Origin of the sequence: Bradyrhizobium sp. ISRA442, from assembly GCF_038085055.1 — a bacterium.
Lineage (GTDB): Bacteria > Pseudomonadota > Alphaproteobacteria > Rhizobiales > Xanthobacteraceae > Bradyrhizobium.
The window spans coordinates 22,837-46,202 of sequence record NZ_JALGCN010000019.1 but is presented as its reverse complement, the minus strand read 5'-3'; the positions used below and the strand labels follow the sequence as shown (position 1 = coordinate 46,202).

The 23,366-nt window shown below is 65.1% G+C and carries 21 protein-coding genes; 3 read left to right on the top strand and 18 right to left on the bottom strand.

Going from position 1 to position 23,366, the window contains the following annotated elements:
- Positions 1-155: 155 nt before the first annotated feature.
- From MTR72_RS30160 to MTR72_RS30130, 7 genes are all read right to left on the bottom strand, one after another.
- Complete coding sequence (locus tag MTR72_RS30160; protein ID WP_280966717.1) at positions 156-1,460, bottom strand: TRAP transporter large permease; 1,305 nt, start codon at positions 1,458-1,460, stop codon at positions 156-158.
- Positions 1,461-1,505: 45 nt separating this feature from the next.
- Positions 1,506-2,099, bottom strand: a complete 594-nt coding sequence (locus MTR72_RS30155; protein ID WP_280966718.1) for a TRAP transporter small permease subunit — start codon at positions 2,097-2,099, stop codon at positions 1,506-1,508.
- 10 nt (positions 2,100-2,109) lie between these two features.
- The gene (locus tag MTR72_RS30150) at positions 2,110-3,108 is read right to left on the bottom strand and encodes a TRAP transporter substrate-binding protein (RefSeq protein WP_280966719.1); all 999 of its coding nucleotides are present in this window, start codon (positions 3,106-3,108) and stop codon (positions 2,110-2,112) included.
- 40 nt (positions 3,109-3,148) lie between these two features.
- Positions 3,149-4,807 carry a hydantoinase B/oxoprolinase family protein gene (locus MTR72_RS30145; RefSeq protein WP_280966720.1) on the bottom strand — a complete coding sequence of 553 codons (1,659 nt, stop codon included), beginning with the start codon at positions 4,805-4,807 and terminating at the stop codon, positions 3,149-3,151.
- A 2-nt stretch (positions 4,808-4,809) separates the two neighbouring features.
- Positions 4,810-6,894, bottom strand: coding sequence for a hydantoinase/oxoprolinase family protein (locus MTR72_RS30140; RefSeq protein ID WP_280966721.1), 2,085 nt, complete (start codon positions 6,892-6,894; stop codon positions 4,810-4,812).
- 142 nt (positions 6,895-7,036) lie between these two features.
- The gene (locus tag MTR72_RS30135; RefSeq protein ID WP_280966722.1) at positions 7,037-7,843 is read right to left on the bottom strand and encodes an NAD-dependent protein deacetylase; all 807 of its coding nucleotides are present in this window, start codon (positions 7,841-7,843) and stop codon (positions 7,037-7,039) included.
- Positions 7,844-7,942: 99 nt separating this feature from the next.
- Complete coding sequence (locus tag MTR72_RS30130; protein WP_280966723.1) at positions 7,943-8,851, bottom strand: LysR substrate-binding domain-containing protein; 909 nt, start codon at positions 8,849-8,851, stop codon at positions 7,943-7,945.
- Between the two features lie 104 nt (positions 8,852-8,955).
- Here MTR72_RS30130 and MTR72_RS30125 point away from each other — a divergent pair, with 104 nt between their 5' ends.
- On the top strand, positions 8,956-10,332 hold the full coding sequence (locus MTR72_RS30125) for an FAD-binding oxidoreductase (protein WP_280966724.1): 1,377 nt from the start codon (positions 8,956-8,958) through the stop codon (positions 10,330-10,332).
- A 31-nt stretch (positions 10,333-10,363) separates the two neighbouring features.
- Positions 10,364-11,263 carry a GNAT family N-acetyltransferase gene (locus MTR72_RS30120; protein WP_280966725.1) on the top strand — a complete coding sequence of 300 codons (900 nt, stop codon included), beginning with the start codon at positions 10,364-10,366 and terminating at the stop codon, positions 11,261-11,263.
- Between the two features lie 22 nt (positions 11,264-11,285).
- Here the strand turns inward: MTR72_RS30120 and MTR72_RS30115 are convergent, their stop codons facing one another.
- Together MTR72_RS30115 and MTR72_RS30110 are read right to left on the bottom strand one after the other, a co-directional pair.
- Positions 11,286-12,122 carry an SDR family oxidoreductase gene (locus MTR72_RS30115; RefSeq protein ID WP_280966726.1) on the bottom strand — a complete coding sequence of 279 codons (837 nt, stop codon included), beginning with the start codon at positions 12,120-12,122 and terminating at the stop codon, positions 11,286-11,288.
- A 73-nt stretch (positions 12,123-12,195) separates the two neighbouring features.
- Positions 12,196-13,515, bottom strand: coding sequence for a solute carrier family 23 protein (locus tag MTR72_RS30110; RefSeq protein ID WP_280966727.1), 1,320 nt, complete (start codon positions 13,513-13,515; stop codon positions 12,196-12,198).
- Between the two features lie 135 nt (positions 13,516-13,650).
- On the opposite strand from MTR72_RS30110, the gene MTR72_RS30105 reads away from it, so the two are divergent.
- Positions 13,651-14,979 (top strand): dicarboxylate/amino acid:cation symporter, encoded by a 1,329-nt coding sequence (locus MTR72_RS30105; protein ID WP_280966728.1) that lies wholly within the window; start codon positions 13,651-13,653, stop codon positions 14,977-14,979.
- A 212-nt stretch (positions 14,980-15,191) separates the two neighbouring features.
- On the opposite strand, the gene MTR72_RS30100 is transcribed toward MTR72_RS30105, so the two are convergent.
- Genes MTR72_RS30100 through MTR72_RS30060 form a run of 9 tightly spaced genes read right to left on the bottom strand, consistent with a single transcriptional unit; the run spans position 15,192 to position 23,361 of the window.
- Positions 15,192-15,539 (bottom strand): RidA family protein, encoded by a 348-nt coding sequence (locus tag MTR72_RS30100; protein ID WP_280966729.1) that lies wholly within the window; start codon positions 15,537-15,539, stop codon positions 15,192-15,194.
- Positions 15,540-15,551: 12 nt separating this feature from the next.
- On the bottom strand, positions 15,552-16,673 hold the full coding sequence (locus tag MTR72_RS30095; RefSeq protein WP_280966730.1) for an NAD(P)/FAD-dependent oxidoreductase: 1,122 nt from the start codon (positions 16,671-16,673) through the stop codon (positions 15,552-15,554).
- A complete protein-coding gene (locus MTR72_RS30090; protein ID WP_280966731.1) occupies positions 16,670-18,088 on the bottom strand; it encodes an FAD/NAD(P)-dependent oxidoreductase in 1,419 nt (472 codons plus the stop codon). Before MTR72_RS30090 ends, MTR72_RS30095 begins: the two co-directional genes overlap by 4 nt.
- Positions 18,085-18,381, bottom strand: a complete 297-nt coding sequence (locus tag MTR72_RS30085; RefSeq protein ID WP_280966732.1) for a (2Fe-2S)-binding protein — start codon at positions 18,379-18,381, stop codon at positions 18,085-18,087. Before MTR72_RS30085 ends, MTR72_RS30090 begins: the two co-directional genes overlap by 4 nt.
- Before the next feature lie 32 nt (positions 18,382-18,413).
- Positions 18,414-19,550, bottom strand: coding sequence for an NAD(P)/FAD-dependent oxidoreductase (locus MTR72_RS30080; protein ID WP_280966733.1), 1,137 nt, complete (start codon positions 19,548-19,550; stop codon positions 18,414-18,416).
- Positions 19,551-19,558: 8 nt separating this feature from the next.
- Entirely contained in the window at positions 19,559-20,365 is an 807-nt protein-coding gene (locus MTR72_RS30075; protein WP_280966734.1) for an ABC transporter permease, read from the bottom strand.
- On the bottom strand, positions 20,362-21,261 hold the full coding sequence (locus tag MTR72_RS30070; protein ID WP_280966735.1) for an ABC transporter permease: 900 nt from the start codon (positions 21,259-21,261) through the stop codon (positions 20,362-20,364). The genes MTR72_RS30075 and MTR72_RS30070 overlap by 4 nt, the downstream gene beginning before the upstream one ends.
- On the bottom strand, positions 21,258-22,298 hold the full coding sequence (locus MTR72_RS30065) for an ABC transporter ATP-binding protein (protein ID WP_280966736.1): 1,041 nt from the start codon (positions 22,296-22,298) through the stop codon (positions 21,258-21,260). Before MTR72_RS30065 ends, MTR72_RS30070 begins: the two co-directional genes overlap by 4 nt.
- A 28-nt stretch (positions 22,299-22,326) precedes the next feature.
- Positions 22,327-23,361: an ABC transporter substrate-binding protein gene (locus tag MTR72_RS30060; protein ID WP_280966737.1), complete on the bottom strand. Its 1,035-nt coding sequence runs from the start codon at positions 23,359-23,361 to the stop codon at positions 22,327-22,329.
- Positions 23,362-23,366 lie beyond the last annotated feature (5 nt).

Genomic DNA, 23,366 nt, shown 5'->3' with positions numbered 1-23,366 from the left:
GCACTTCTGCTCGCCGTTGAAGACTACGCCGGATCGTAAGGAGTGCAAAGACGGAATGCGCGCATGGTATGAATTTGACGCGCGCGGGCGAATTTTTTGAAACGGCAGTGGCACTGACCGTTTCGTTTAACCTGCAAATCTCAGGCCGAAGCGAGTTACCCGTAAAGCACTTTCGGCAGCACCGTGACGATGCCCGGCCACAACGTCAGCAGCAGCACGAAGCCCACCATAATGAGGAGATAGGGCAGCGTGACGCGCGCGATGTAGCCGAGGCCGTCTTCGGTCAGGCCCTGGATCACGAACAGGTTGAATCCGACGGGCGGGGTGATCTGCGCCATCTCGACGGCGAGCACCAGGAAGATCCCGAACCAGACCTCGTCGAAGCCGGCCCCCTTCACGATCGGCAATACGATCGGCAGCGTCATCACGATCATCGAGAAGCCATCGAGGAAGCAGCCGAGGATCAGATAGAAGACGATCAGCACGACGATCAGCATGAAGGGAGACAGGCCAAGACCCTTCACGAAGGCGGCCACGGCCTGCGGGATGCCGAGGAACGCCGCGGCGTTGCCAAGGATCGAGGCGCCGAGCACGATCAGGGCGATCATCGAGCAGGTGACGACGGAGCCGATCAGCACGTCGCGCATCACCTGCTGCGACATCGACCCTTGCGCCCAGGCGACGAGCGCGGCCCCGAGGACCCCGACGGCGGCGGCTTCCGACGGCGTCGCAAGCCCGCCATACATCGAGCCGAGCACGCAGGCGATCAGGAACAGCGCCGGAGCCAGGTCCTTCAGTGCGGCGAAGCGCTCGCTCCAGGGCACCTGCGAGAGCTTTGCCTCCGTCTCCGGCACCATCGTGCCGTTGAGCGTCGAGTGTAGCATCACCCAGGCCATGAAAGTGCCGGCCAGCAGCAGGCCGGGCAGCACGCCGGCCGTGAAGAGTTTCAGGATCGAAACGTCGCCGAGCACGCCGTAGATGATCATGATGTTGGACGGCGGGATCAGGAAGCCGAGCGTGCCGGCGCCGGCGAGCGAGCCGATCGCGATGTCGCGCGAATAGCCGCGGCGCAAGAGCTCGTTGAGCGACATGCGGCCGATCACCTGCGTCGTCGCGGCCGACGAGCCCGATATGGCGGCAAAGATGGTGCAGCCGATCACGTTCACATGCAGAAGGCGGCCCGGAAGAAGTCCCGCCCAGGGCGCGAGCCCCTGGAACAGCGAGCGCGACAAGCGGGTGCGGAACAGCAGCTCACCCATCAGGATGAACAGCGGCAGCGCCAGCAGCTCCTGCGTGGTCAGGATGTTCCAGGCGTATTGCGGCAGCAGCTTGTCGAGCGGGATCGAGCGGAACATCGCGAGCAACAGCGTCGCGGTCAGCGCGAGCGTCAGGCCGATCCACACCCCGCCCGCCAGGAGCGCGAACAGGATCACGAACAAGGCGACGACTTCGATGGTCATGAGATCCGGTGTCCGATGGCGGGCGAGGGAACGTTCACGGCGTGCTCATTCGACGGGCGAGGCCTTCATGCGGTGATCCTCCAGCGGAAGCCCCAGCGCGGCCTGGATCGCGCGCGCCAGGAACTGAAGCGTGAGCAGCAGCATGCCGAAGGTGACGATCGCCTGTGGAAACCACAGCGGGGTATCGCTCGAGGTCGAGACCTGGCCGCGCACGAAGGCACCCCAGGCGAACCTCGCCATGGCGGAGGTCAGGAACGCCATGAAGGCGAAGCCGGCGGCGGCGGAGAGAATTTCGATCGCACGCTGCACCGGCGCCGGCACGTTCTTGAGCAGCAGGACGACGCGAATGTGACCGCCGACGCGCAGCGTCATCGCGGCGCCGAAGGTGAAGGACGCCGCCATCAGATAAGAGGAGTACTCCCAGGCGATCGAGATCGTCGGCGGGAAGAACGGCAGGAAGTTCGAGAGGAAGCGCGTCGCGACCTCGCACAACATGAGGAAGGTCAACGTCAGCAGACAGCCGCCGCCGATCCAGCCGTCAAGCCGGCCGAGGCGATCGATGCCGTCGAGCAGCATCCGCAGCGGCGCCGGCGCCGCCGCGTTGAGACTTTGCGGAGCCGCGGGCGATACGCTGACCATGGCCCGGTCCTCAGCGCTTCATTTCGGCGAGATAGGCCCGCACCGGCTTATCGGCCGCAGGCACGCGCTTGAGGAAGGCGTCGAGCTGCGGCGCGGTCTTGCGGCGGATCTCCGCCATCATCGCATCCGAGACCGGCACCACCTCCATGCCGCCCTCCTTGAGACGGTTGAGACTGTCGACATCGGCCTTGAGCGAGTTCGCCCAGAAGTCCGGCTCCATCTTCGCGGCAATGCCGGCGACGAGTTGCTGTTGATCGCTGCTGAGCGTTTTCCAGGAATCGAGGTTGACGGTGAGCATCTGCGACGACCAGACATGATTGGTCGGGTAGATGTATTTCAGGAACTCCCAGAACTTGCCGTCGACGCCCGACACCGCCGAGGTGGAGACGCCGGCGACCGCGCCGGAGGCGAGCGCGGGGATAGTCTCGCCCCAGGGAATCATCACCGGCGCCATGCCGACCACGGCCAGCATGTCGACGGCGTTCTTGTCGGGCACGCGGATCTTGATGTTCTTCAGGCCGTCGACGTCGGCGACCTTCACCTTGAGGTGCAGATACTGCGTCGGCCACGGCACGATGTAGAGAATCTTCTGGTTGTTGCGCGCGGCGACCTTCTCGTATTCGGGCCGCACATATTTGTGCAGCACCTTCAATTCGTCCATCGAGCCGCAGAGGAAGGGAATGCTCTCGACGCCCATGAAGGGCTCATCGCCCACCTGCTGGATGTTGAGCACGTCGGCGAGCGGCACCAGACCGTCGCGCACCGCGCGCAGATGTTCGGGCCCCTTGAAGCCGAGCTGACCGCCCGCCTTCACGGTGATGTTCACCGCACCGCCGGTCTGCTTCTTGACCTCCCCGGCGAAGGCCATCGCGTTCTGGGTGTGGAAGTTGCCATCCGGCCAGACCGTCGACATGTCCCAGCTCACCGTCGCCGCCCGCGCGCGCGTCGAGATGTGACTTGTGGCGAGCAGCGTCGCTGCGCCCGCGGTGAACGTTCGTCGCGTGATCATTGGCCCCTCCGTTCGCTATCGCGCACTAAGCTTCAGCGCGTCACCGCGCGTACCCATAAACCGCAGCCGCATTGTCGGCAGACACGAGGCCGCTCTCGACATCGTCGTTGATGGCCGCCCGATCGCGCTTCCTGGGATCGCCGATCCCGGCGCCGCCGGGTGTCAGCACCACGAGGCGGTCGTCGGGCGGGACCTGCTGAAAGCCCTTGCCGCGCAGCTTTCGTCCGGACTTCAGGCCGACATAGCCGGCCTCGCCGTTGCCTCCGCCGTCACGGCCGCGCGGCGGATGATCGATGCGGTCGAAGGCTGCGAGGATATCGAACGGCGCATCGACGCCGCTGCCGACTTCGATGATCTGGCCGAGGCCGCCACGGGTGCGCCCTGCCCCGCCGGAATCGGGACGCAGCTCCTTGCGCCAGAAGATCAGCGGCGTCTGCGTCTCCGCGATCTCCACCGGCGTACCACGCACGCCGCTGGGATAGGCCGTGGCCGACAGCCCGTCCTTGCCGAAGCGAGCACCGGTGCCGCCATTGCTGGTCACCGCCATCGAGAACCCGTAGTTGCCGCCGGCGCCGGAGCGCGTCTGTCCTCGCACGTTGAGATTCCACAGGCACGAGGTGCCTTCCGCCGGCACGCGCTCGGGGATGATCTGGCGCAGGCAGCCGAACACCACGTCGGGCAGCATCTGGCCGATCACGTGGCGCGAGGCGACCGGCGCGGGCTTTGGCGCATTGAGGATCGCACCCGCCGGCGCCGACACCGTGAGCGGCGACAGCGAGCCGGCATTGTTCGGGATCTGCGAGGCAACGACGCAGCCGAGGCCGAACACCGTGTAGGCGGTCGTATAGGACAACGGCACGTTGATGCCGAACTTCGAGGCGGCCGAGGTGCCGTCGAAATCGACGTGAATGCCCGTATCCGAGATCGTCAGCGTCGCGGCCAGCGTCACCGGCGCATCATAGCCGTCGACGACCATGCTGTTGCGCCAGCTTCCCTTCGGGAGTTTTGCGATCTCGGCGAGCACGGCCTCGCGCGAGCGGTCGCAGATGTAGTCGCCGAGCGCATCGAGCGTATCGATGCCGAACTCCTCCATCATCTCGACCAGGCGCTCGCAGCCGACGTCGTTGCAGCCGGCGAGCGAATAGGTGTCGCCCTCGGTGTCGATCGGCAGCCGCGTGTTGGTGCGGATCATCGCCATCAGCGTCTCGTTGACGACGCCCTGGTCGATCAGCTTCAGCATGGGGATGTAGAGCCCCTCCATGAACACGTCGGTGGCGTCGGGGCCGAAGCCGATGCCGCCGATGTCCATCAGATGACTGGTGCAGGAGAAAAGCGCGACGACCTTGCCGTCCTTGAAGCAGGGCGTGGTGACGACGAAGTCGTTGAGATGACCGGTGCCCATCCAGGGATCGTTGGTGATGTAGGCGTCGCCCTCCTTCATCGTCTGAAGCGGGAAATGCGCGATGAAGTGCTTGACCGATTCCGCCATCGAATTGACGTGGCCGGGCGTGCCCGTCACCGCCTGCGCCAGCATCCGCCCCTTGAGATCGAACACGCCGGCCGAGAGGTCGCCGCATTCGCGCACGATCGGGCTGAACGCAGTGCGGAGCAGCACCTGCGCCTGCTCCTCGACCACGGCGATCAGCCGGTGCCACATGATCTGGAGATCGATCAGGCTCGCGCCGTTTGCGTTGCTCATGATCACGCCGCCTTTCGTTCCATGACGATGCTGCCGGCACCATCGATATGGGCATCAAAACTGGTCGACACGAAGGTCGAGGTCTCATCCTCAGCGATCACGGCGGGGCCCGCGACGGTCGCACCCGGCGCCATGTCCTCGCGACGATAGAGCGGAATCTCGATGACCTCCCCGGCCCGGCCGTCGAAGAACTTTCGGCTGCCGGACGCCTTGCCGGCGGGCCTGCGCGCCACCGCAGCGACCACCGGCGGATTGCGCGGCTCGGTGGTGGCAAGCACCGACCAGCTCAAGACCTCGATCGCAGCGCCCGGGATCGCCCGCTCGAACATCGCCGCATAATCGGTCTCGAACTTCTGGCGCAGGCCGGCGAGATCGGCCGCCGTCAGCCGCCGGTTCGGCAACTCGACCGCGATCTCGTGACCCTGGCCGACATAGCGCATGAAGGCGGCGCGGCGTTCGTGCACCGTGGCGCCAGCGGCTCCGGGCTCGACCAGGGCCCGCGCCTCGGTCGCCATTTCCTGGAGCAGATCCGACACCACGTCCGTATCGAAATCATCGAGCCGAACGTGACGGCTGCGCACGAGCTCATAGGCGATGGGCGCCGCCAGGAATCCGACGGCCGAACCGACGCCGGCGTTGGAGGGCACGATCACCCGGGAGACGCCGATCTTCTCGGCGACGCGCGCCGCATGCAGCGGCGCAGCGCCGCCGAACGCGATCAACGTGTGCTGGCCGACCACGACGCCGCGCTCGACCGCATGCACACGCGCCGCACTCGCCATGTTCTCGCAGACGACTTCGTGCACGGCATAGGCCGCGGTTTCCGCCGACAGGCCCAGTGGCTCGCCGACGTCACGCAGCAGCGCCTCCTTCGACAGCTCGGGGCTGAGCTTGATCGTGCCGGCCGCAAAGGCGTCGGGATCGATCATGCCGAGCGCAACGTCGGCATCGGTCACGGCGGGACGCTGTCCCCCGCGGCCGTAGCAGGCGGGCCCCGGCTCCGACGAGGCGCTCTCGGGCCCGACGGTGACGCGCTTCATGGCGTCGACATGGGCGATCGAGCCGCCGCCGGCGCCGATCTCCACCATCTCGATCACGGGGATGCGCACCGGCAGGCCCGAGCCTTTGAGGAAGCGCGCGGCGCGATCGACCTCGAACACGCGCGAGGTCTCGGGCTGATACTCCTCGATCAGGCAGATCTTTGCCGTGGTGCCGCCCATGTCGAAGGACAGCACCTTGCTTTCGCCGAGACGCGCCGCGATCTGCGCCGCGAAGATGGCGCCGCCGGCCGGCCCGGACTCGACGAGGCGTACCGGAAAACGCCGCGCCGTCTCGATCGAGGTGACGCCGCCGCCCGAGGTCACGAGATAGATGGCACCGCGGAACTGCTCGACTTGCAAGGCATCAGCCATGCGCGCGAGATAGCCATCGATCAAAGGCTGCACATAGGCGTTGGCAACGGCGGTCGAGGTGCGCTCATACTCACGGATCTCGGGACATACTGCCGACGACATCGTTACGGAGACGCCGGGCATCTCCTCCCCGATAATAGCGGCGGCGCGCCGCTCATGCTCGGGATTGGCGTAGGAGTGCAGGAAGGCGATCGCGATGCTCTCGACATTCTGCGCGCGCAATTTCGGCACGAGCGCGCGGACTGCGGCTTCATCGAGCGGCAGGCGGACGGCACCATGCGCGTCGACACGCTCTGGCACGGTGAAACGAAGGCTGCGCGGCGCGAGCGCCTTCGGCTTGTCGATCGAGAGGTCGTATTGATCGTAGCGGCTCTCGGTGCCGATATCGAGCACGTCGCGAAATCCTTCGGTCGCGATCAGCGCCGTCTTGGCGCCGCGCCGCTCGATGATGGCGTTGGTGGCGAGCGTGGTGCCGTGAATGAAGACGTCGATATCGCTAATATGCACGCACGCATCGGCGAGAATGAGACGCATCCCGTCCAGCACGGCCTGTTCGGGCCGCGCCGGCGTCGTCAGCACCTTGCGCGTCTTGCGATCCTGCCCCACGTCCAGCACGATGTCGGTGAACGTGCCTCCGATATCGACGGCAAGCCGCACCTCGGCTCCCTCAAGCATTCCAAAATTCTCCGTGCTGATCGTCAAGACTGGGGTCCAAAGCGCAGCAATTTCCATGCCAGCGACGGCCACGGCAACGCTGCGCCCGGCTATTCTGCTTGGCACCTATGCGATAGGCAAGGCGTGTTCGCGTCGCGCGCGTTCAGAGCAGGAATGCAAGCGCTGCTTCGCAGCGCTCCTCGACCTTGAGCGCGAGCAGATCGTCGGCGCGGGTGCGTCCGAGGTTGACCGCGGCGATCGGGATCTGGCGCCGCGCCGCCATCTGCACGAAGCGGAAGCCGGAATAGACCATCAGCGAGGAGCCGACGACCAGCATGGCGTCGGCCTGCTCCAGATGCTCCTGCGCGGTGGCAACAACGTCGCGCGGGACATTCTCGCCGAAGAACACCACGTCGGGCTTGAGGATGCCGCCGCAGGATTCGCAAGGCGGCACGACGAATAATGCAAAGTCCGCGTGATCGAGATCGGCGTCGCCGTCCGGCGCGTCTGCGGCGTCGGGCATCAGCCATTCGGCATTGGCGCGACCAAGCGCATCCTGAAACTCGTTGCGCGGCGTCTTCCGGCCGCAGCCCATGCAGCGGACCAGATCGAGCCGACCGTGCAGATCGATCACCTGCCGGTGACCCGCGGATTGGTGCAAGCGGTCGACGTTCTGGGTCAGGAGCATCTCGCACCGCCCGTTCGCTTCGAGCCGGGCCAGCGCAAGGTGCGCATCGTTCGGACGGGCCTGGCCGAACCGCCGCCATCCGATCAGGCTGCGTGCCCAGTAGCGCTGGCGCGTGCGCTCCTCGGTCATGAAGGCCTGGTAGTTGACCGGCTGGGTCCGCTTCCAGTTGCCGTGGCTGTCGCGATAGTCGGGGATGCCCGAATTGGTGCTGCAGCCGGCCCCGGTCAGCACGAACAGACGTTCGTGCCGGTCAACAAACTCTTCGAGCGGACGTTTTGCCATGGGCGCAGATGTAGTCTGCACTGAACGGTTTTGCCAGATGTGCTGCGGGCCGCTGAGCATCCGCAACGGTCCGAGCCGGGAATATACGAGAAATGCGGATCAAGTCGCTGACCGCAACCACTCCGAGAATGCGCGGATGGCCTTCGCGCGCGGATGGCCCGCCCTGCGGATCACATGGAAACTGTAGCCAGGCAAACTCAGCTTGAACGCCTTCACGAGCGCGCCGGCGGCGAGTTCGCGCGCCACCAGCACATCGCTGAAAATTCCGATTCCCTGCCCGGCGATCACCGCTTCGATCGCGTGCAATTCCTCACGGAAGCTCAAGTGCTGCATGTCCTTGAATTGGGGCACTTCGCGCCACCTCCGCTGAGCCGCGGCAAGCCATCTCTGCCATGTAGGCGGCTCACGATCGGCTGGCGACCAATAGGAGTGGATCAGAACGTGCTTTGCGAGGTCGGCAGGTCTTTTCAAGCGTCCCGTTTCGAGCAAGCGCGGATTGCAGACGGGCCAGAATGTATCACTGAAGAGATCATCGGCGATCCCGTCTGACGGCACCAGTCGGCTGGTCGCATAACGAATGGCGACATCGCCGTCCCCAGCGCGCAGATCGAGCACGCTGTCCGTGCCGATGACCTCCAGCGGCACATCGGGGTGCAACTTCCGCCAGGCGGGCAGGCGGGGCACGAGCCAGCGGCTGGCAAACGCGTTCGTTGTCGTTACGCGAAGAGGCTCTTGCTCGCCATCGCGCTTGATGGCGGCGATTGCCGCGGCAAACAACTCAATCCCATCGCGAATCGCGGGGAAGAGCCGTGCTCCTGCATCGGTCAGCGAAAGAGGCCGCGGTCGGCGGCGGAACAGAGCGCGGCCACAATACTGTTCGAGCAGCCCGATCTGGTGGCTGATCGCCGTTGGCGTCACGCCGAGTTCTGCCGCAGCCTTGTTAAAGCTTAAGTGGCGGGCGGCAGCTTCAAAAGCGCGGAGCTCGATCAGGGGCGGCAGCTTGTGCATGTGGCCAGTGTAGATGAAATCAATTCATCTTCACCTGAATTCTTCAAGTTTGCTCCGAGACAGCCTCCGATCGAAGCTGTGGCGAGTTGAACGGGGAGTGTGTCATGTCGCCCATCGCATCCGTCGCCAACGCTGCCGCCGACCTTGGTGCCTCCTTCGGAGGACAACTCCTCAAGCCTGGAGACGAGGGCTATGAGGAGGCGAGAAAGGTCCACAACGGGCTGGTCGACAAGCGGCCAGCATTGATTGCCAGATGCCGCAGTGCAGCCGACGTCATGGATGCGCTCGATCTTACGACAAAGCTCGGCCTCGAGGTTGCGGTCCGTGGCGGCGGTCATAATGTGGCGGGACGCGCAACCACCGACGGCGGGGTCATGATTGACCTGTCACCCATGAGGGCAGTCCACGTCGATGTTGTCGGACGAACGGTGCGGGCGCAGGGCGGGACCACCTGGGGTGAGCTCAACCGCGAGACCCAACTTCACGGCCTCGCGGTCACGGGCGGCGTGGTCTCCACCACAGGGATCGCCGGGCTCACCCTTGGTGGAGGGCTGGGCTGGGTGATGGGCAAGTACGGCCTGGCACTGGATAATTTACGAGCTGTCGAACTCGTCACCGCCGACGGCAAGGTTTTGCGCGCCAGCAAGCAAGAGGAGCCCGACCTGTTCTGGGCCGTCCGCGGCGGCGGCGGAAACTTCGGGATCGCCACCAGTCTGGAATACGACCTTCATCCAATAGGGCCAACGGTCACTGGCGGCCCGATCGTGCACCCTATCGAACGCTCGCGCGAGGTGCTCGAATTCTACCGGGCCAGCACGCGGTCGCTACCGGACGAGCACACTCTGTTCGCGACGCTGACACATGCGCCCGACGGGTCCGGCACCGACGTTGTCGCTCTGGTTACCTGCCATTGCGGCCCAGTCGCCGACGCCGAACAGGCGATGCGGCCGCTGAAGCAATTCGGTGCTCCAATCCTGGACGCTGTCGGGCCGATGCCGTACTGCCAGCTCAACAGCATGCTCGACGCCAACTACCCCAAAGGGGCCCTCAACTATTGGAAGTCGAACTTCCTTACGGAGTTAAGTGATGCTGCGATTGCGACCATGATCGAATGCTTCGCGCGGTGCCCGACCCCTATGGGGCAGCTCCTTCTTGAGCACATCCACGGCGCCGCGACCCGTGTCGCCGCAATTGATACGGCCTTTCCGCATCGGCAACAGGGCTACAATTTCTTGATACTCGCGCAATGGATGCAGGCGAGCGAGACGAGCCGCTGCATTGCCTGGGCACGTGAAACCTATCAAAGGATGCAGCCCTTCTTCGCCGCCGGCCGCTACGTCAACTATCTCGACGATGACGAGACGGCCGATTCCATCGCTGCCGCATATGGACCCAACTACCGACGTCTGCAGCGGATCAAGGCCAAGTTCGATCCGAAGAACGTCTTCCGCATGAACCAGAACATCCGGCCGCTGGCCTGATCATCAAGGGAGGGCTTTGGAGAATTTGAAGATGCCTGTCGTGTGCCGACTTGCCCGCATGGAGGACCTGGAGCGAGCCGACCAAATCGTCGTCGCGAGCATCAATGAACTCACCGAGCGACGGGGCTTCGGACAGATGGCATCTTCTCATCCCCCGAATTTCCAAGCGTTCTCGCTGAGGGACGACGCCGAAGGGCTGTGGGCCGCTGATGATGACGGAGAAATCATCGGCTTCGCGTGGAGTTGGGTTTGCGGTGAACTCTGGTTCCTGGCGCAGCTTTTCGTATCGCCCGATCGCCAGAGCGATGGCATCGGCAATCAGCTCTTAGGCAAGGCATTCGCTCACGCACAAATGCGTGGAGCATCCATCAAAGCGCTGATCACGTTTGCATTCAACAACGTGTCGCAGGGCCTCTACATCAGCCATGGACTATTCCCGCGCTGTCCGATCTACATGGTCAGCGTGCCTCGTGATCGCCTCGCGTTGCGGCTGGCTGAGCCGCGGTTCCACCTTGAACCTCTCACGGCCAAGACGGCCAGGTTCGATGAACTGGCACGCATCGATGTCAGCGCTCTCGGCGTCTCCAGAGAGAAACATCATCGATATCTGCTGGGCGACAGCGCGACGAGCGGGTTCATCATCCACGCTGGCAGCGGGTGCGTGGGGTATGTCTATATTTCCGACGGGCACATTGGCCCGCTTGCAGTCGGCTGTCCCGGCGCAATGGGCGGCGCATTTGCTGCGGCGTTATCATTCGCGGCGCGGAGCAACGCTCAAACGATTTCGGCTTTCTTGCCGGGTGCGAGCGAGCCAGCCCTCAAGGCGGCGATAGACCACGGGATGCGCATCACGTTCCCGATGCTGCTGATGTCGAGCCGACAATTCGGAAATTGGAACAGCTATCTTCCGCGCAATCCGGGGTTCATGTAGTCCGGCGCAATTGAGTACATGCCTAGCTCGCCCAGTTCTCGCGAAATTCGGGAAACAGTGTCAGACCTCCGCAGGCGTAGATGGTCTGCCCGGTGATATAGCTCGCCTCATCCGAGGCGAGGAAGGCGAACACGGCGGCGATCTCTTCCGGCGTCCCCACGCGCCCGAGCGGGATGTGGCTGGCGACGACGCCGCGCTTTTCGGGATCGCCGGTCCAGGCGGCGTTGATCGGCGTGTCGATCGCGCCGGGCCCGACCGCGTTGACGCGGATGCCGCGCGCGGCGAATTCCAGCGCCAGCGTGCGCGTCAGATTGGCCATGCCGCCCTTGCTGATCGAATAGGCGAGATAGCCGGGCTTGGGGATGATCTGGTGGACGCTTGAGCAATTGATGATGGTGCCGCCTCCGCCGCGCCCGACGAAATGCGCGAGCGCCTTCTGCGCGCAGAGCACGGCGCCGTTCAGGTTGACGTCGATGATGCGGCGATAGGTTTCGACATCGAGCGCATCGCTCGGCGATTCCCGCTGGAATCCGGCATTGTTGACGAGGCAATCAAGGCGCTTCCACCGTGCCAAAATCGTCTCGAACATCGCGGCGATGTCCTGTTCATTGCCGACGTCGGCCTTGACGATGAAGTGATCGAGCTTGCCATGGCCACGATCGCTCGACGCCGTCCGTGCGGCCGCGAGCGTCTCCTCGGCCCTGCCGGCATGATCGAAATAGTTGATGGCGACGGTCGCGCCTTCCTGGGCGAGGCGGATGGCGACCGCGCGACCGATGCCCTGGGAGGCGCCGGTCACCAGCGCATATTGACCGACAAGGCGCGAGGGAAGTTGGGGTGAACGATCGGTTTGTGGCATGAGTTTTCTCCGGGACTCCTCATCATCGACGGAACGGGAATTTTGTTCCATCCCCGCAGCGCATCCCTGGGATTCATTCCGCGCGCCGCGCCAGCGGCGAGGAGAGGATCTGATAAAGGATGATGGCACCGAAGGTCGCGGTGCCGATGCCGCCCATCGCAAATGCGCCGAATTTGAGCGTGAGATCGCCGGCGCCGGCCGTCAGCGCGACGGCAACGGTGATCAGATTGGCGGGATTTGCGAAGTCGACCTTGTTCTCGACCCAGATCCGGCCCGCCATCGCGGCGATCAATCCGAACAGCACGATCGAGAGGCCACCGATCACGGGTCCCGGAATCGAGAGAATGAGCGCGCCGAATTTCGGCGAGAAGCCGAGCAGGATCGACACCGTGGCCGCAAAGGCAAACAGCAGCGTCGAATAGACCTTCGTAGCCGCCATGACGCCGATGTTCTCGGCGTAGGTGGTGACGCCGGTGCCGCCGCCGCAGGCGGACACAATCGTGGCGAGGCTGTCGCCGAGCAGCGCGCGGCCGAGGAAATCGTCGAGGCTCCGACCCGTCATCGCGCCGATGGCCTTGATGTGACCGAGGTTCTCGGCGACGAGGATGATCGCGACCGGTGCGATCAGGACAATCGCATCGGCATGGAAGCTCGGGGCCGTGAAGTTCGGCAGGCCGAGCCACGGCGCGGCCGAGAGCTGTGTGAAGTCGATCGGCTTGCCGAAGCCGAGGCCGTTCGCGAACAGCAAGTACAAGAGATATCCGCCGATCGCGCCGAGGATGATCGGCAGGCGGCGCCACAGGCCCGGAGCGGCAACGGCAACCACGCCGATCATCAGCACGGTCGCAAGCCCGATCCAGGTGTCGAACGCGCTGGCGCTCACTGCCTTCACCGCGACCGGCGCGAGGTTGAGGCCGATCGCAGCGACCACGGCGCCGGTGACAGCCGGCGGTAGCAGCCGCTCGACCCAGCCAACCCCAGACCACATCACGATCAGCGCGATCAGGCCGTACAGCACCCCGGCTCCGACGATGCCGCCGAGCGCAACGGACAGGTTCGGGTTCGGCCCTTGCCCGGCATAGCCGGTGGCGGCGATGACGACGGCGATGAACGCGAAGCTCGAGCCGAGATAGCTCGGCACGCGCCCTGCGACGATGACGAAGAAGATCAGCGTGCCGATGCCGGAGAACAGGACCGCAACATTGGGGTCGAACCCCATCAGCAACGGCGCGATGATCGTTGAACCCGACATTGCGACGCAATGCTGGAGACCGGAGACGATCGTCTGGCCCCAAGGCAAACGCTCCTCGGGCATGATCACGCCGGAGGTCTTCAGTCTCCAACGTGGAAAATAGCCTTGCGCCTGCTCTTCCGAGCCCGTTGTAGTCGACATGTTTCCCCCAAGTGCGACTCAAGTGCAGTGCAACGATCAACCTTCGCGCGAACCGACAAAAATGTGATTGTCGCTTCAGCGGCGGTCATCACATGATATCGATCATGCACGATCGATGCGTTCCGGGCACACATGATGACACAAGTTGCAATCCAGCCAGCCGTCCATCGCCGTCACCAGCCCTGGTACCGCATCCTCTACGTTCAGGTCCTGATCGCAATCGTGCTCGGGGTGCTGATCGGCTACTTCTATCCCGATCTCGGCAAGGCGCTGAAGCCGCTCGGCGACGGCTTCATCGCGCTGATCAAGATGATGATCGCGCCGGTGATCTTCTGCACCGTGGTGCACGGCATCTCCTCGATGGGTGACCTCAAGCGCGTCGGCCGGGTCGGGCTGAAGGCGCTGATCTATTTCGAGACCGTCTCCACCGTCGCGCTGGCGGTCGGCCTGCTCGTCGGCGAGGTGCTCCAGCCCGGACACGGCTTCAACATCGACCCGGCCACGATCGATCCGAAATCGGTTGCGACCTACGTCACGAAGGCCAAGGAAGAGGGCATCGTTGCCCATCTGATGGCGATCATCCCCGACAGTTATCTCGGCGCGATCGCGCGCGGTGACCTGTTGCAGGTGCTCCTGATCTCGATTCTCTCCGGCTTCGCGATCGCCTTCCTTGGCAAGGCCGGCGAGCCGATCGCGGAGGCAATCGACAAGGCCGCGAAGATGTTCTTCGGCATCATCCGCATCATCGTGCGCGTGGCGCCGATCGGCGCCTTCGGCGCGATGGCGTTCACCGTCGGCGCCTACGGCCTCGGCTCGCTGCTCAACCTCGCCGCCCTGATCGGCACGTTTTACCTGACCAGCATCCTGTTCGTGCTGATCGTGCTCGGCGCGATCGCGCGGCTCGCCGGCTTCTCGATCGTGCGCTTCATCGCCTACATCAAGGACGAGCTCCTGATCGTGCTCGGCACCTCGTCGTCGGAGACGGTGCTGCCGCAGATGATCCAGAAGATGGAACATCTCGGCGCCTCGCGCTCGGTGGTCGGCCTCGTCATTCCGACCGGCTACAGCTTCAACCTCGACGGCACCAACATCTACATGACGCTGGCGACGCTGTTCTTAGCGCAGGCCACCAATACCCATCTCACGATCTGGCAGGAGCTCGGCATCCTCGGCATCGCCATGATCACATCGAAGGGCGCCTCGGGCGTGACCGGCGCCGGCTTCATCACGCTCACCGCCACGCTCTCGATCGTGCCGGACATCCCGATCCAGTCGATCGCGATCCTGGTCGGCATCGACAAGTTCATGAGCGAATGCCGCGCGCTGACCAACCTGATCGGCAATGGCGTCGCCTGCGTCGTCATCAGCCTCTCCGAGGGCGAACTCGACCGCGACGCGCTGCACGAGACCATGGCTCATCCGCTGGAGATGGGCGAGGCGTTGGAGCCGGGCGGCGGCAGGTGAGACGCAGGCCCCGCGAACACAACTCTACGGAGTTCCAACGCGGTATTTTCCCGGAGTAGAAAATTGATGAGATGCGCGTCACAACAGACGCGTTGTGATCACCGGTTGATACTAAGTTTTTCCGCCCGACGCGCTGGGGGCAGAGCGTCGGGCTTTTGTAGTCGTTGCGAAGAATGACACCGCGCCCTCCAAGGCGAGGGCGCCGGACCTGATCAGCCCTTCAGCGCGGTCACGACCACCTCGATCAGTGCGCCGCCGCCGAGATCGGCGACGCCGACGGTGGCACGCGCCGGCAGATTGTCGCCGAAGAACTCGGTCCAGGCCGCATCCATCTCCTTCTTCTTGGAGAGATCGGTGACGAAGATCGAGGCGCTGACGACGCGCGAGGCGTCGGTGCCGGCCTCTTTCAGATAGCCGGCGATCTTGCCGAGGATGTTGCGGGTCTGCTCGCCCATCGAGACCGAGGTGTCGTCGGCGATCGTGCCGCCGACGAAGACGAAGCCGCCTGCTTCGACCGCGCGGTGCATGATGGGCGTGCGGATGCTGCGGGTAATGCTCATGATATCCTCTTCTTAGAGCAGGGAAGGATGGAAGCGGTCGATGCCGAGATCGCCGATGCGGGTCTGGGTGCCGCCGTTCACGATCAGCTCCGCCATGACGGCGCCGGCGCCGGGGCCGAGCTGGAAGCCGTGCAGCGAGAAGCCGAACTGGTGGTAGAGGCCCTTGTGTCGCGCGCTCGGCCCGAACACGGGCAAATCGTCCTTCATCTTCGCCTCGATGCCGGCCCAGGCGCGCATGATGGTCGCGCTGCGCATCACCGGAAACAGCTCGAATACGGTGCGGGCGCTGACGGCGAGGCTCTTCCAGTCCAGCACCGTCTCGTTACGGTCCTGATAGGGCGTTGCCAGATGGCCGCCACCGATCAGCACGGTGCCGTTCTTGAACTGCTTGAAGGACAATTTGCGGCCGCGCAGGATCACGACCGGATCGATGAAGTGCGGCACGCGCGAGGTGATCATCAGCATCGGCGCCACGGTCTCGACCGGAACGGGTTCGCCGAGCGCCGCCGCAATCCGGCCGGCCCAGGCGCCGGCCGCATTGACCAGCACCGGCGCGGCATAGCTTTCAGTGCCGGCATCGACGCGCCAGAGGCCGTCGCTGTGCCGGATGTTGCTCGCGGCTACACCCTCGCGCACGATGGCGCCAAGTTGCTCCGCCTTGCGCCGGAACGCCGTCGTCGCCTGCGCCGGATTGGCCGCACCGTCGCGGCGCGAGACCACGCCGCCGGGGCACGTGTCGGCCACGGCAGGCACCAGCCGCCGCAGCTCGGCCGCATCGATCAACTCCTCATGGGTGAAGCCGAGTGCATTGAGCTCGGCAACGCGCGCGCGGCAGGTCGAAAGCTCGTCCTCGTTCTCCGCGACCAGGACCTGACCATGGCTCTCGAAACTGCAATCGTCATCGACGAGCTCGGCGATCTTCTCCCAGATTCCCATGGATCGGATCGAAAGCGGGATTTCGGGGATGTGACGCGCGAGCTGACGGACGCCGCCGGCGTTGACGCCCGAGGCGTGCCGGCCCGCATAGTCCTTCTCGATCAGCACCGGCTTCATGCCGGCAAGGCACAGATGCAGCGCGGTCGAGCATCCGTGGATGCCGCCGCCGACGACGATCGCATCCACGTTTTTGGTCATCCGCGCACCACCGCCTTGACGTCGGCCTCGCTCTTCGGAACGGCGGCGAGCTCGGCGAGCGTGATCGGTTTGACCGGCGCGCGCAGGCGGTAATAGCCGATCTCCTGCGGGCTCTTAGCCCGAGCCTGCGCCATCAGTTCGGTGACGGTGAGGCCGCAGAGCCGGCCCTGGCATGGTCCCATGCCGGTGCGGCGATAGGCCTTGAGCTGATTGGGCCCCGTCGCGCCGATCGCGACCGCGTCGAGGATGTCCTTTGCCGTCACCTCCTCGCAGCGACACACGATGGTGTCTCCTGACGGAATCCGGAACTGCGGCGCCGGGCGGAACAGCGTGTCGAGGAAGGCGCGGCCACGCTCCGCTTTGGCGAGATCAGAGCGCAACGCCGCCATCGGCGCGAGCTTCGCCGCGGCCGCCGGCGCCAGCGCGTCCACGGCGGCGCGCGCCGCGATGCGGCCGCGCACCACGGCCGCGGTCGCGCCGCCGATGCCGGCGCCGTCGCCGGCGACCGCGATGCCCGCAATCGATGAGTTGCCGCTCCGATCGAGCACCGGCGACCAGCACAATTGCAGCTCGTCCCAGCGATGCTCGACGCCGGCCGCCATCGCGAGATTGACATTGGGCACGACGCCCTGGTGCAGCAGCAGCAGGTCGGCGGGAATGGTCTCGCGCTTGCCACCGGCGACATAGCTCACGTTCGCGAGTTGCCCGTCGCCGGCCGCGGCCAGCTCCGTGACGCCGGAGACGACCCGGACCTTCGCCCGCACCTCCCGCATCATCGAAAGGCCTTTTGCGAAGTACGGCGAGGTCAGGAAGGCGAACGCATGAGGCAGCGCCGCGAAGTAATTGCCGCGTTCGGTGGTGTCGAGGATGCGATCGACACGGCCGCCGAGACGCAGGATCTGCGCGGCGAGCAGCCAGAGCAGGGGCCCCTGCCCCGCGATCACCGTGCGGCCATCCGGCACCAGCGCCGACGACTTCAGCATGGTCTGCGCGGCACCGGCGGTCATCACGCCCGGCAGCGTCCAGCCGGCAATCGGGAACGGCCGCTCCAGCGCGCCCGTCGCGAGGATCACCCGCCGCGCCCTAGGGAAGGCCGAGGCGCCGCCGATGGAGACGCCAATCTCGAGATTGCGGTCGAGGCTCCAGACCGTCGCGCGCTGGATAACTTCCGCGTTGCTCGCGCGCAGCGCCCGCACGAGATCGGCGCCGACCCAGTAGTCGGCGCCGAGCTGATCGCGGGTGGTCACCGGCGTCGAGGCGATGGCGCGAAACACCTGGCCGCCGGGGCCGATATTCTCGTCGAGCAGCAGGGTCGACAGGCCGGCCTCGGCGGATGTCGCAGCGGCGGCGAGACCGGCGGGTCCCGCTCCGATCACCACGACGTCATAGCTCTCGCGCTTGGGGGCCGTGGTCATTTTCCGATCTCCCGCTTGCCCTTCTGGATCTCGATCTGCATGCCCTCAACAACCGGCACGAGGCAGCCCTGGCGGTTGCCGACGCCGTCGATGGTGACGAGGCAGTCGAAACACACACCCATCATGCAGTAGGGCAGCCGCGGCGCGCCGCTCACAGCGGTCGTGCGGCGCACGTCGCGTCCCGAGGCCAGCAACGCGGCGGAGACGGTGTCGCCCTGTCGCGCCGCGATGGCGACGCCATCGACGAAGACCTGCACTTGCGGTCGCGTGTCCTGTTCGGATCGTTTGAACATGGGGATGCCTCTTGGCTCCTTCAGTGGAATCTCTAATACCCGCTGTTGTTCGCCGCGCCCGCGCCGCCGAAGCGGCTGGCGGAGAACGCGCCGACCAGCTCCGGCTCGAGCGCGCCTTGCGCCACCATGCGCGCAACCTCGAAGGCGTGGTTGGAGGCGAGCGTCACGCCGGAATGGCAGCAGGCGACGAACGCGCCGGGATGCGTCTCCGACTGGTCGTAGATTGGAAAACCATCCTGCGGCATGACACGGATGCCGGCCCAGCTCCGGACCACGTTGAGCCGCGCCAGATGCGGAAACATCCGCTGCGCGCGATCGGCCATCACTGCGCTGATCGAATGCTTCAGCGCGCGTTCGTCGAGCTCGTCCTCCTTGCTGTCGCCGATCATCACTGTGCCCTCGTCGGTCTGGCGGATCGTGGTCAGCGGATGCGGCAGGAACGGCGCCGTCCGCTCGGTCACCACGATCTGGCCGCGGGTCGGGCCCATTGGGGCGTAGAGGCCGACCATCGGCGCCAGCGTCTGGTTGGCATTGCCGGCGGCCAGCACGACCTTGCCGGCACGGACCTCGCCCTGTGGCGTCGTCAGGCGGAATTCGCCGCCGCTCTTGGTGATCGCAGAGACCGGACGCTCCGGCAGGTAGTCGATGCCGAACGCCTTGAAGCCGGAGTGGAAAGCGCGAAACGTGCGCAGCGAATTGACATGACCGTCAAGCGGGCAATAGCTGCCGCCGGAGACCTCGGGGCCGATCAGCGGCAGCGCCTTCTTCACCTCGGACGCCGGCATCATCTCCATCTTGTAGTCGGCCGCGCCGGCCTGGTTGTGCATGCGCTTGACGAGCTCGGTGCGCTGGCCGAACTCGTCCTCGCCAAGCGTTAGATGAAAGCCGCCATTCTGCTGCAGGCACACGTCGAGCCCGGTCTGCTGCTTCAGCTCCGAAGCAAGCCGACTCCAGGCTTCCGAGGCACGCACGGTCCAGACCGTATAGGCCGGCATGCCGAGCCCTTTGCTCTGGACCCAGACCAGCGCGAAATTGGCGCGCGAGGCGCGCTTGGTGATGTCGCCCTCGTCGAGCACGACAACCGCCTTGCCGAGCCGGCCGAGGCCCCAGGCGATGGCGGATCCGAGCAATCCGCCGCCGACGACGGCGACGTCATAGTCCCTTTGCATGGGTTCTCCTATCGTCCCGTATCGCCCTTGCCGGCGAGCACGCGGTCGAGCCCGTAGAAGCGGTCGAGCAGGATGAGAGCGGTCATGGTGATCGCGATCACGCAGGCCGAGACCGACGTCACCAGCGGATCGATGTTGTCCTGGATGTAGAGGAACATGCGCACCGGCAGCGTCTCGGTGCCGGGCGCTGCGAGGAAGACGGTCATGGTCAGATCGTCGAAGGACTGGATGAAGGCGAGCGCCCAGCCGCTGATGACGCCGGGCAGGATCAGCGGCAGCGTCACGCGGCGGAACAGCGTCCAGCCGTTGGCACCGAGCGAGACCGCCGCCATCTCGACCGAAAGGTCCATGCCGGTCGCGGCCGCGAGCGTCAGCCGCAGCGCGAACGGAAACACGATGATGACATGCGCGATGATCAGCGCCGCAAAGCTGCCGCCCAGTCCAAACGAGGTGAAGAAGCGCAGGAAGGCGATGCCGAGCACGACATGCGGGATCATCAACGGCGACAAAAACAGCGCCGCGAGCCCGTCGCGGCCGCGAAAACGATAGCGCGCGATCGCGAGCGCCGCCGGCACAGCGAACAACAGCGCCACGAGGGAGGACAGCGCGCCGAGCCCGAGGCTGACCCAGAAAGCGTGGATGAATTCGGGATAGCTCGCGATCGTCCTGAACCAGCGCAGCGAGAAGCCGTTGGTCGGCAGCGACAGATAGCCCTCGGGCGTGAAGGCGACGAGACAGACGACCAGGATCGGCGCCACCATGACGATGACGAAGATGGTGTGGAAGATCAGCGCGAGCGGGCCGTTCCGTCTCATCGGAACACCTCGGCATAGCGCCGCTCGATCAGCGCATTGCTACCGACGACGATCAGGATCAGCGCGACCAGCAGCAATGTGGCCACCGCCGCACCCAGTGGCCAGTTCAGCGTGTTGAGGAACTCGTCATAGGCGAGCGTCGCGGCGACCTTGAGCCGGCGGCCGCCGATGATCGCGGGCGTCGCGAATGCGCTGGCCGACAGCGAGAACACGATGATCGCGCCCGACAGCACGCCCGGCATGATCTGCGGCATGATGATGCGGCGGATGATGGTGACAGGCCCCGCACCGAGCGACATCGCGGCGTTCTCGATCTGCGGATCGAGCCGCTGAAGCGCCGCCCATACCGACAGCACCATGAACGGCATCATCACATGCGCGAGCGCAACCACCATGCCGGTCTCGGTGAACATGAAGGGCAAGGGCGAGCGGATCAGCCCGAGCGACATCAGGAGCTTGTTGACGAGGCCGTTATTGCCGCCGAACAGCAGCGCCCAGCCAAGCGTGCGCGCCACCACCGAGATCAGGAGCGGCCCGAGGATGACGAGCAAGAAGAAGCTCTTCCAGCGCCCGCTCATGCGGTTGAGGATGTAGGCTTCTGGCGCACCCAACACGGCGGTGAGCAGCGTGGTCAGGATCGCGATCCGAAAGGTCCGCCAGAACATCTCAGCGTAGTAGGGATCGGTCGCGATCTCGTGCCAGTTCTTCAGAATGAAGACCGGTTCGATGCCCTTGTACTGGCCCCAGTCGTGGAACGACAGCATCACGGTCATCGCGAGCGGAATCAGCAATACGCCGACAAACAGCATCAAGGCCGGCGCCGTCAGCGCCCAGGGCGCGCGCGCACCGCGCTCCTGTGCGGCGCTCTGCGGAGCCGTGTCGGCGACCGCGCTCATGCAGCGGCTCCCGCACGCACGCTCATGTCTTCCGGTCGCCAGGCAAGTCGCACGGCGTCGCCTTCGGCCGGCTGCTTCTGGCCGTCATTCTGGCGGATCACGATTGCCGGGCCGCATTCGCTCTCGCACTGGAACAGCCAGTGATTGCCCTGGAAGATGCGGGTGACGACTTTCGCAGCGAGACCTGCATCGCCGAAACCGATCCGTTCAGGACGAACGCTGACGGTTACCGGACCGCTAAGTCCGGCCGGCGCCGGTACGCTCCAGGATCCCGCGACCAGTCGCGCAGGCGCACTGGCCCGATCGATCGTCGCGGCAAAGTCATTGGTCTTGCCGAGGAACTGCGAGACGAAAGCCGAGGCCGGCCGCTCATAGGTTTCCTGCGGCGTGCCGATCTGCTCGATCCGACCCTGGCTCATCACCACGATCCTGTCCGACAGCGACATCGCCTCGTTCTGGTCGTGGGTGACCAGGATCGTGGTGGTGCCCAGTGTGCGCTGGATCTGGCGCAGCTCGATCTGCATCTCCTCGCGCAGCTTGGCGTCGAGATTGGACAGCGGCTCGTCGAGCAGCAGCACGCTCGGCTTGATCACCAGCGCGCGGGCCAGCGCGACGCGCTGCTGCTGACCACCGGACATCCGGCGCGGATGGCGGTCTTCATAGCCGGCAAGGCCGACCATCGCGAGCGCGGCGCGGACGCGCTCGGCCCGCTCCGCCCGCGGCACGTTCCGCATCTCCAGACCGAAGGCGACGTTTTCCGCCGCGGTCATGTGCGGAAACAGCGCGTAGCTCTGGAACACGATGCCGAGCCCGCGCCTGGCCGGATGGACCGCGGTCAGGTCCTTGCCCTCGAGGCGAATCGCGCCGCGCGTGGGGTCGAGGAAGCCCGCAATCATCTGCAGGGTCGTGGTCTTGCCGCAGCCGGAAGGGCCAAGGAAGGAGATGAACTCCCCTTTGCCCACCGCGAGACTGAAGTCGTCGACGACAGTCTGCGCGCCGAAATGCTTGGCGACCCGATCGAGCTCGAGATAGGCCATGGCGCGGTCTCCGGTGCGAACGATCAGGTCAGCGCTCGACCTCGCGATTCCAGCGCTTGGTCCACTCTTCGCGCTTCTCGTTGATGACGGTCCAGTCCGGATTATAGAGCTTTGCCGCGCGCTCGCCGATCGGCGCCATCTTGCCGAGCTCCGGCGGCACGACGACCGATTTCAGCACCGGACCGTAGCCGTAATCCTTCAGCATCACGAGCTGGATTTTTGGGTCGAGCAGCATCTTGACGAAGCTCACCGCAAGCGGCGAGGCATTTGGCTTGGAGATTGGACAAGCCGTCGTCAGCAGCGTCGCCGCGCCTTCCTTCGGATAGATGAAATCGACCGGGAAGCCGGTATTGGCAAAGCTCTGCACGCGGCCCGTGCCCCACACCGCGATGACGGCTTGGCCGGACTGGAACAGCTCGGTCATCTTGCCCGGCGACGGCTCGTAGGCCAGTACGTTCGGATTGATGTCGGTCTTGAAGATCTTGAAGCCGGAATCGACATTGGACTCGCCGCCGCCATTCATCTTCGACAGCATCACCAGGGCCTCGAGGCCATAGGTGTTGTTGATCGGCGGGATGACGAGCTGCTTTGCGTATTTCGGATCCTTCAGATCGTTCCAGGAGGTCGGTGGCGCCCAGCCTTTCTCGGCAAAGGCCTTGGTGTTGTACATCAGGCCGGTCGCGACGATGCCGATCGCAACCGCACGATCGTCCTTGAAACGGGCGGTGTCGTAGAGATCGGCCGGCAGGCCGTCGAGCTTGCCGCAGAAACCGAGCTGGATCGCCTGGTACATCGGGCCGTCGTCGACGATCGCGACGTCGATCTGCTGGTTGCCCTTCTGCGCCTGGAGTTTTGCCAGCGTGTCGGTGGAGTTGCCGGCGACGTACTCGACCTTGACGCCGTTCTCCTTCTCGAAATTCGGGATCACCTCGTCGCGGATCGTCTTCTCGAACGAGCCGCCATAGCCGGCCACGTAGAGCGTCTTTTGCTGGGCCGCGACCATCGACGGGGCCGCGGCGAGCGCCGCGATGCCGACCGCTGTCAGAAGGCTGAGAGTCTTCATAAGGA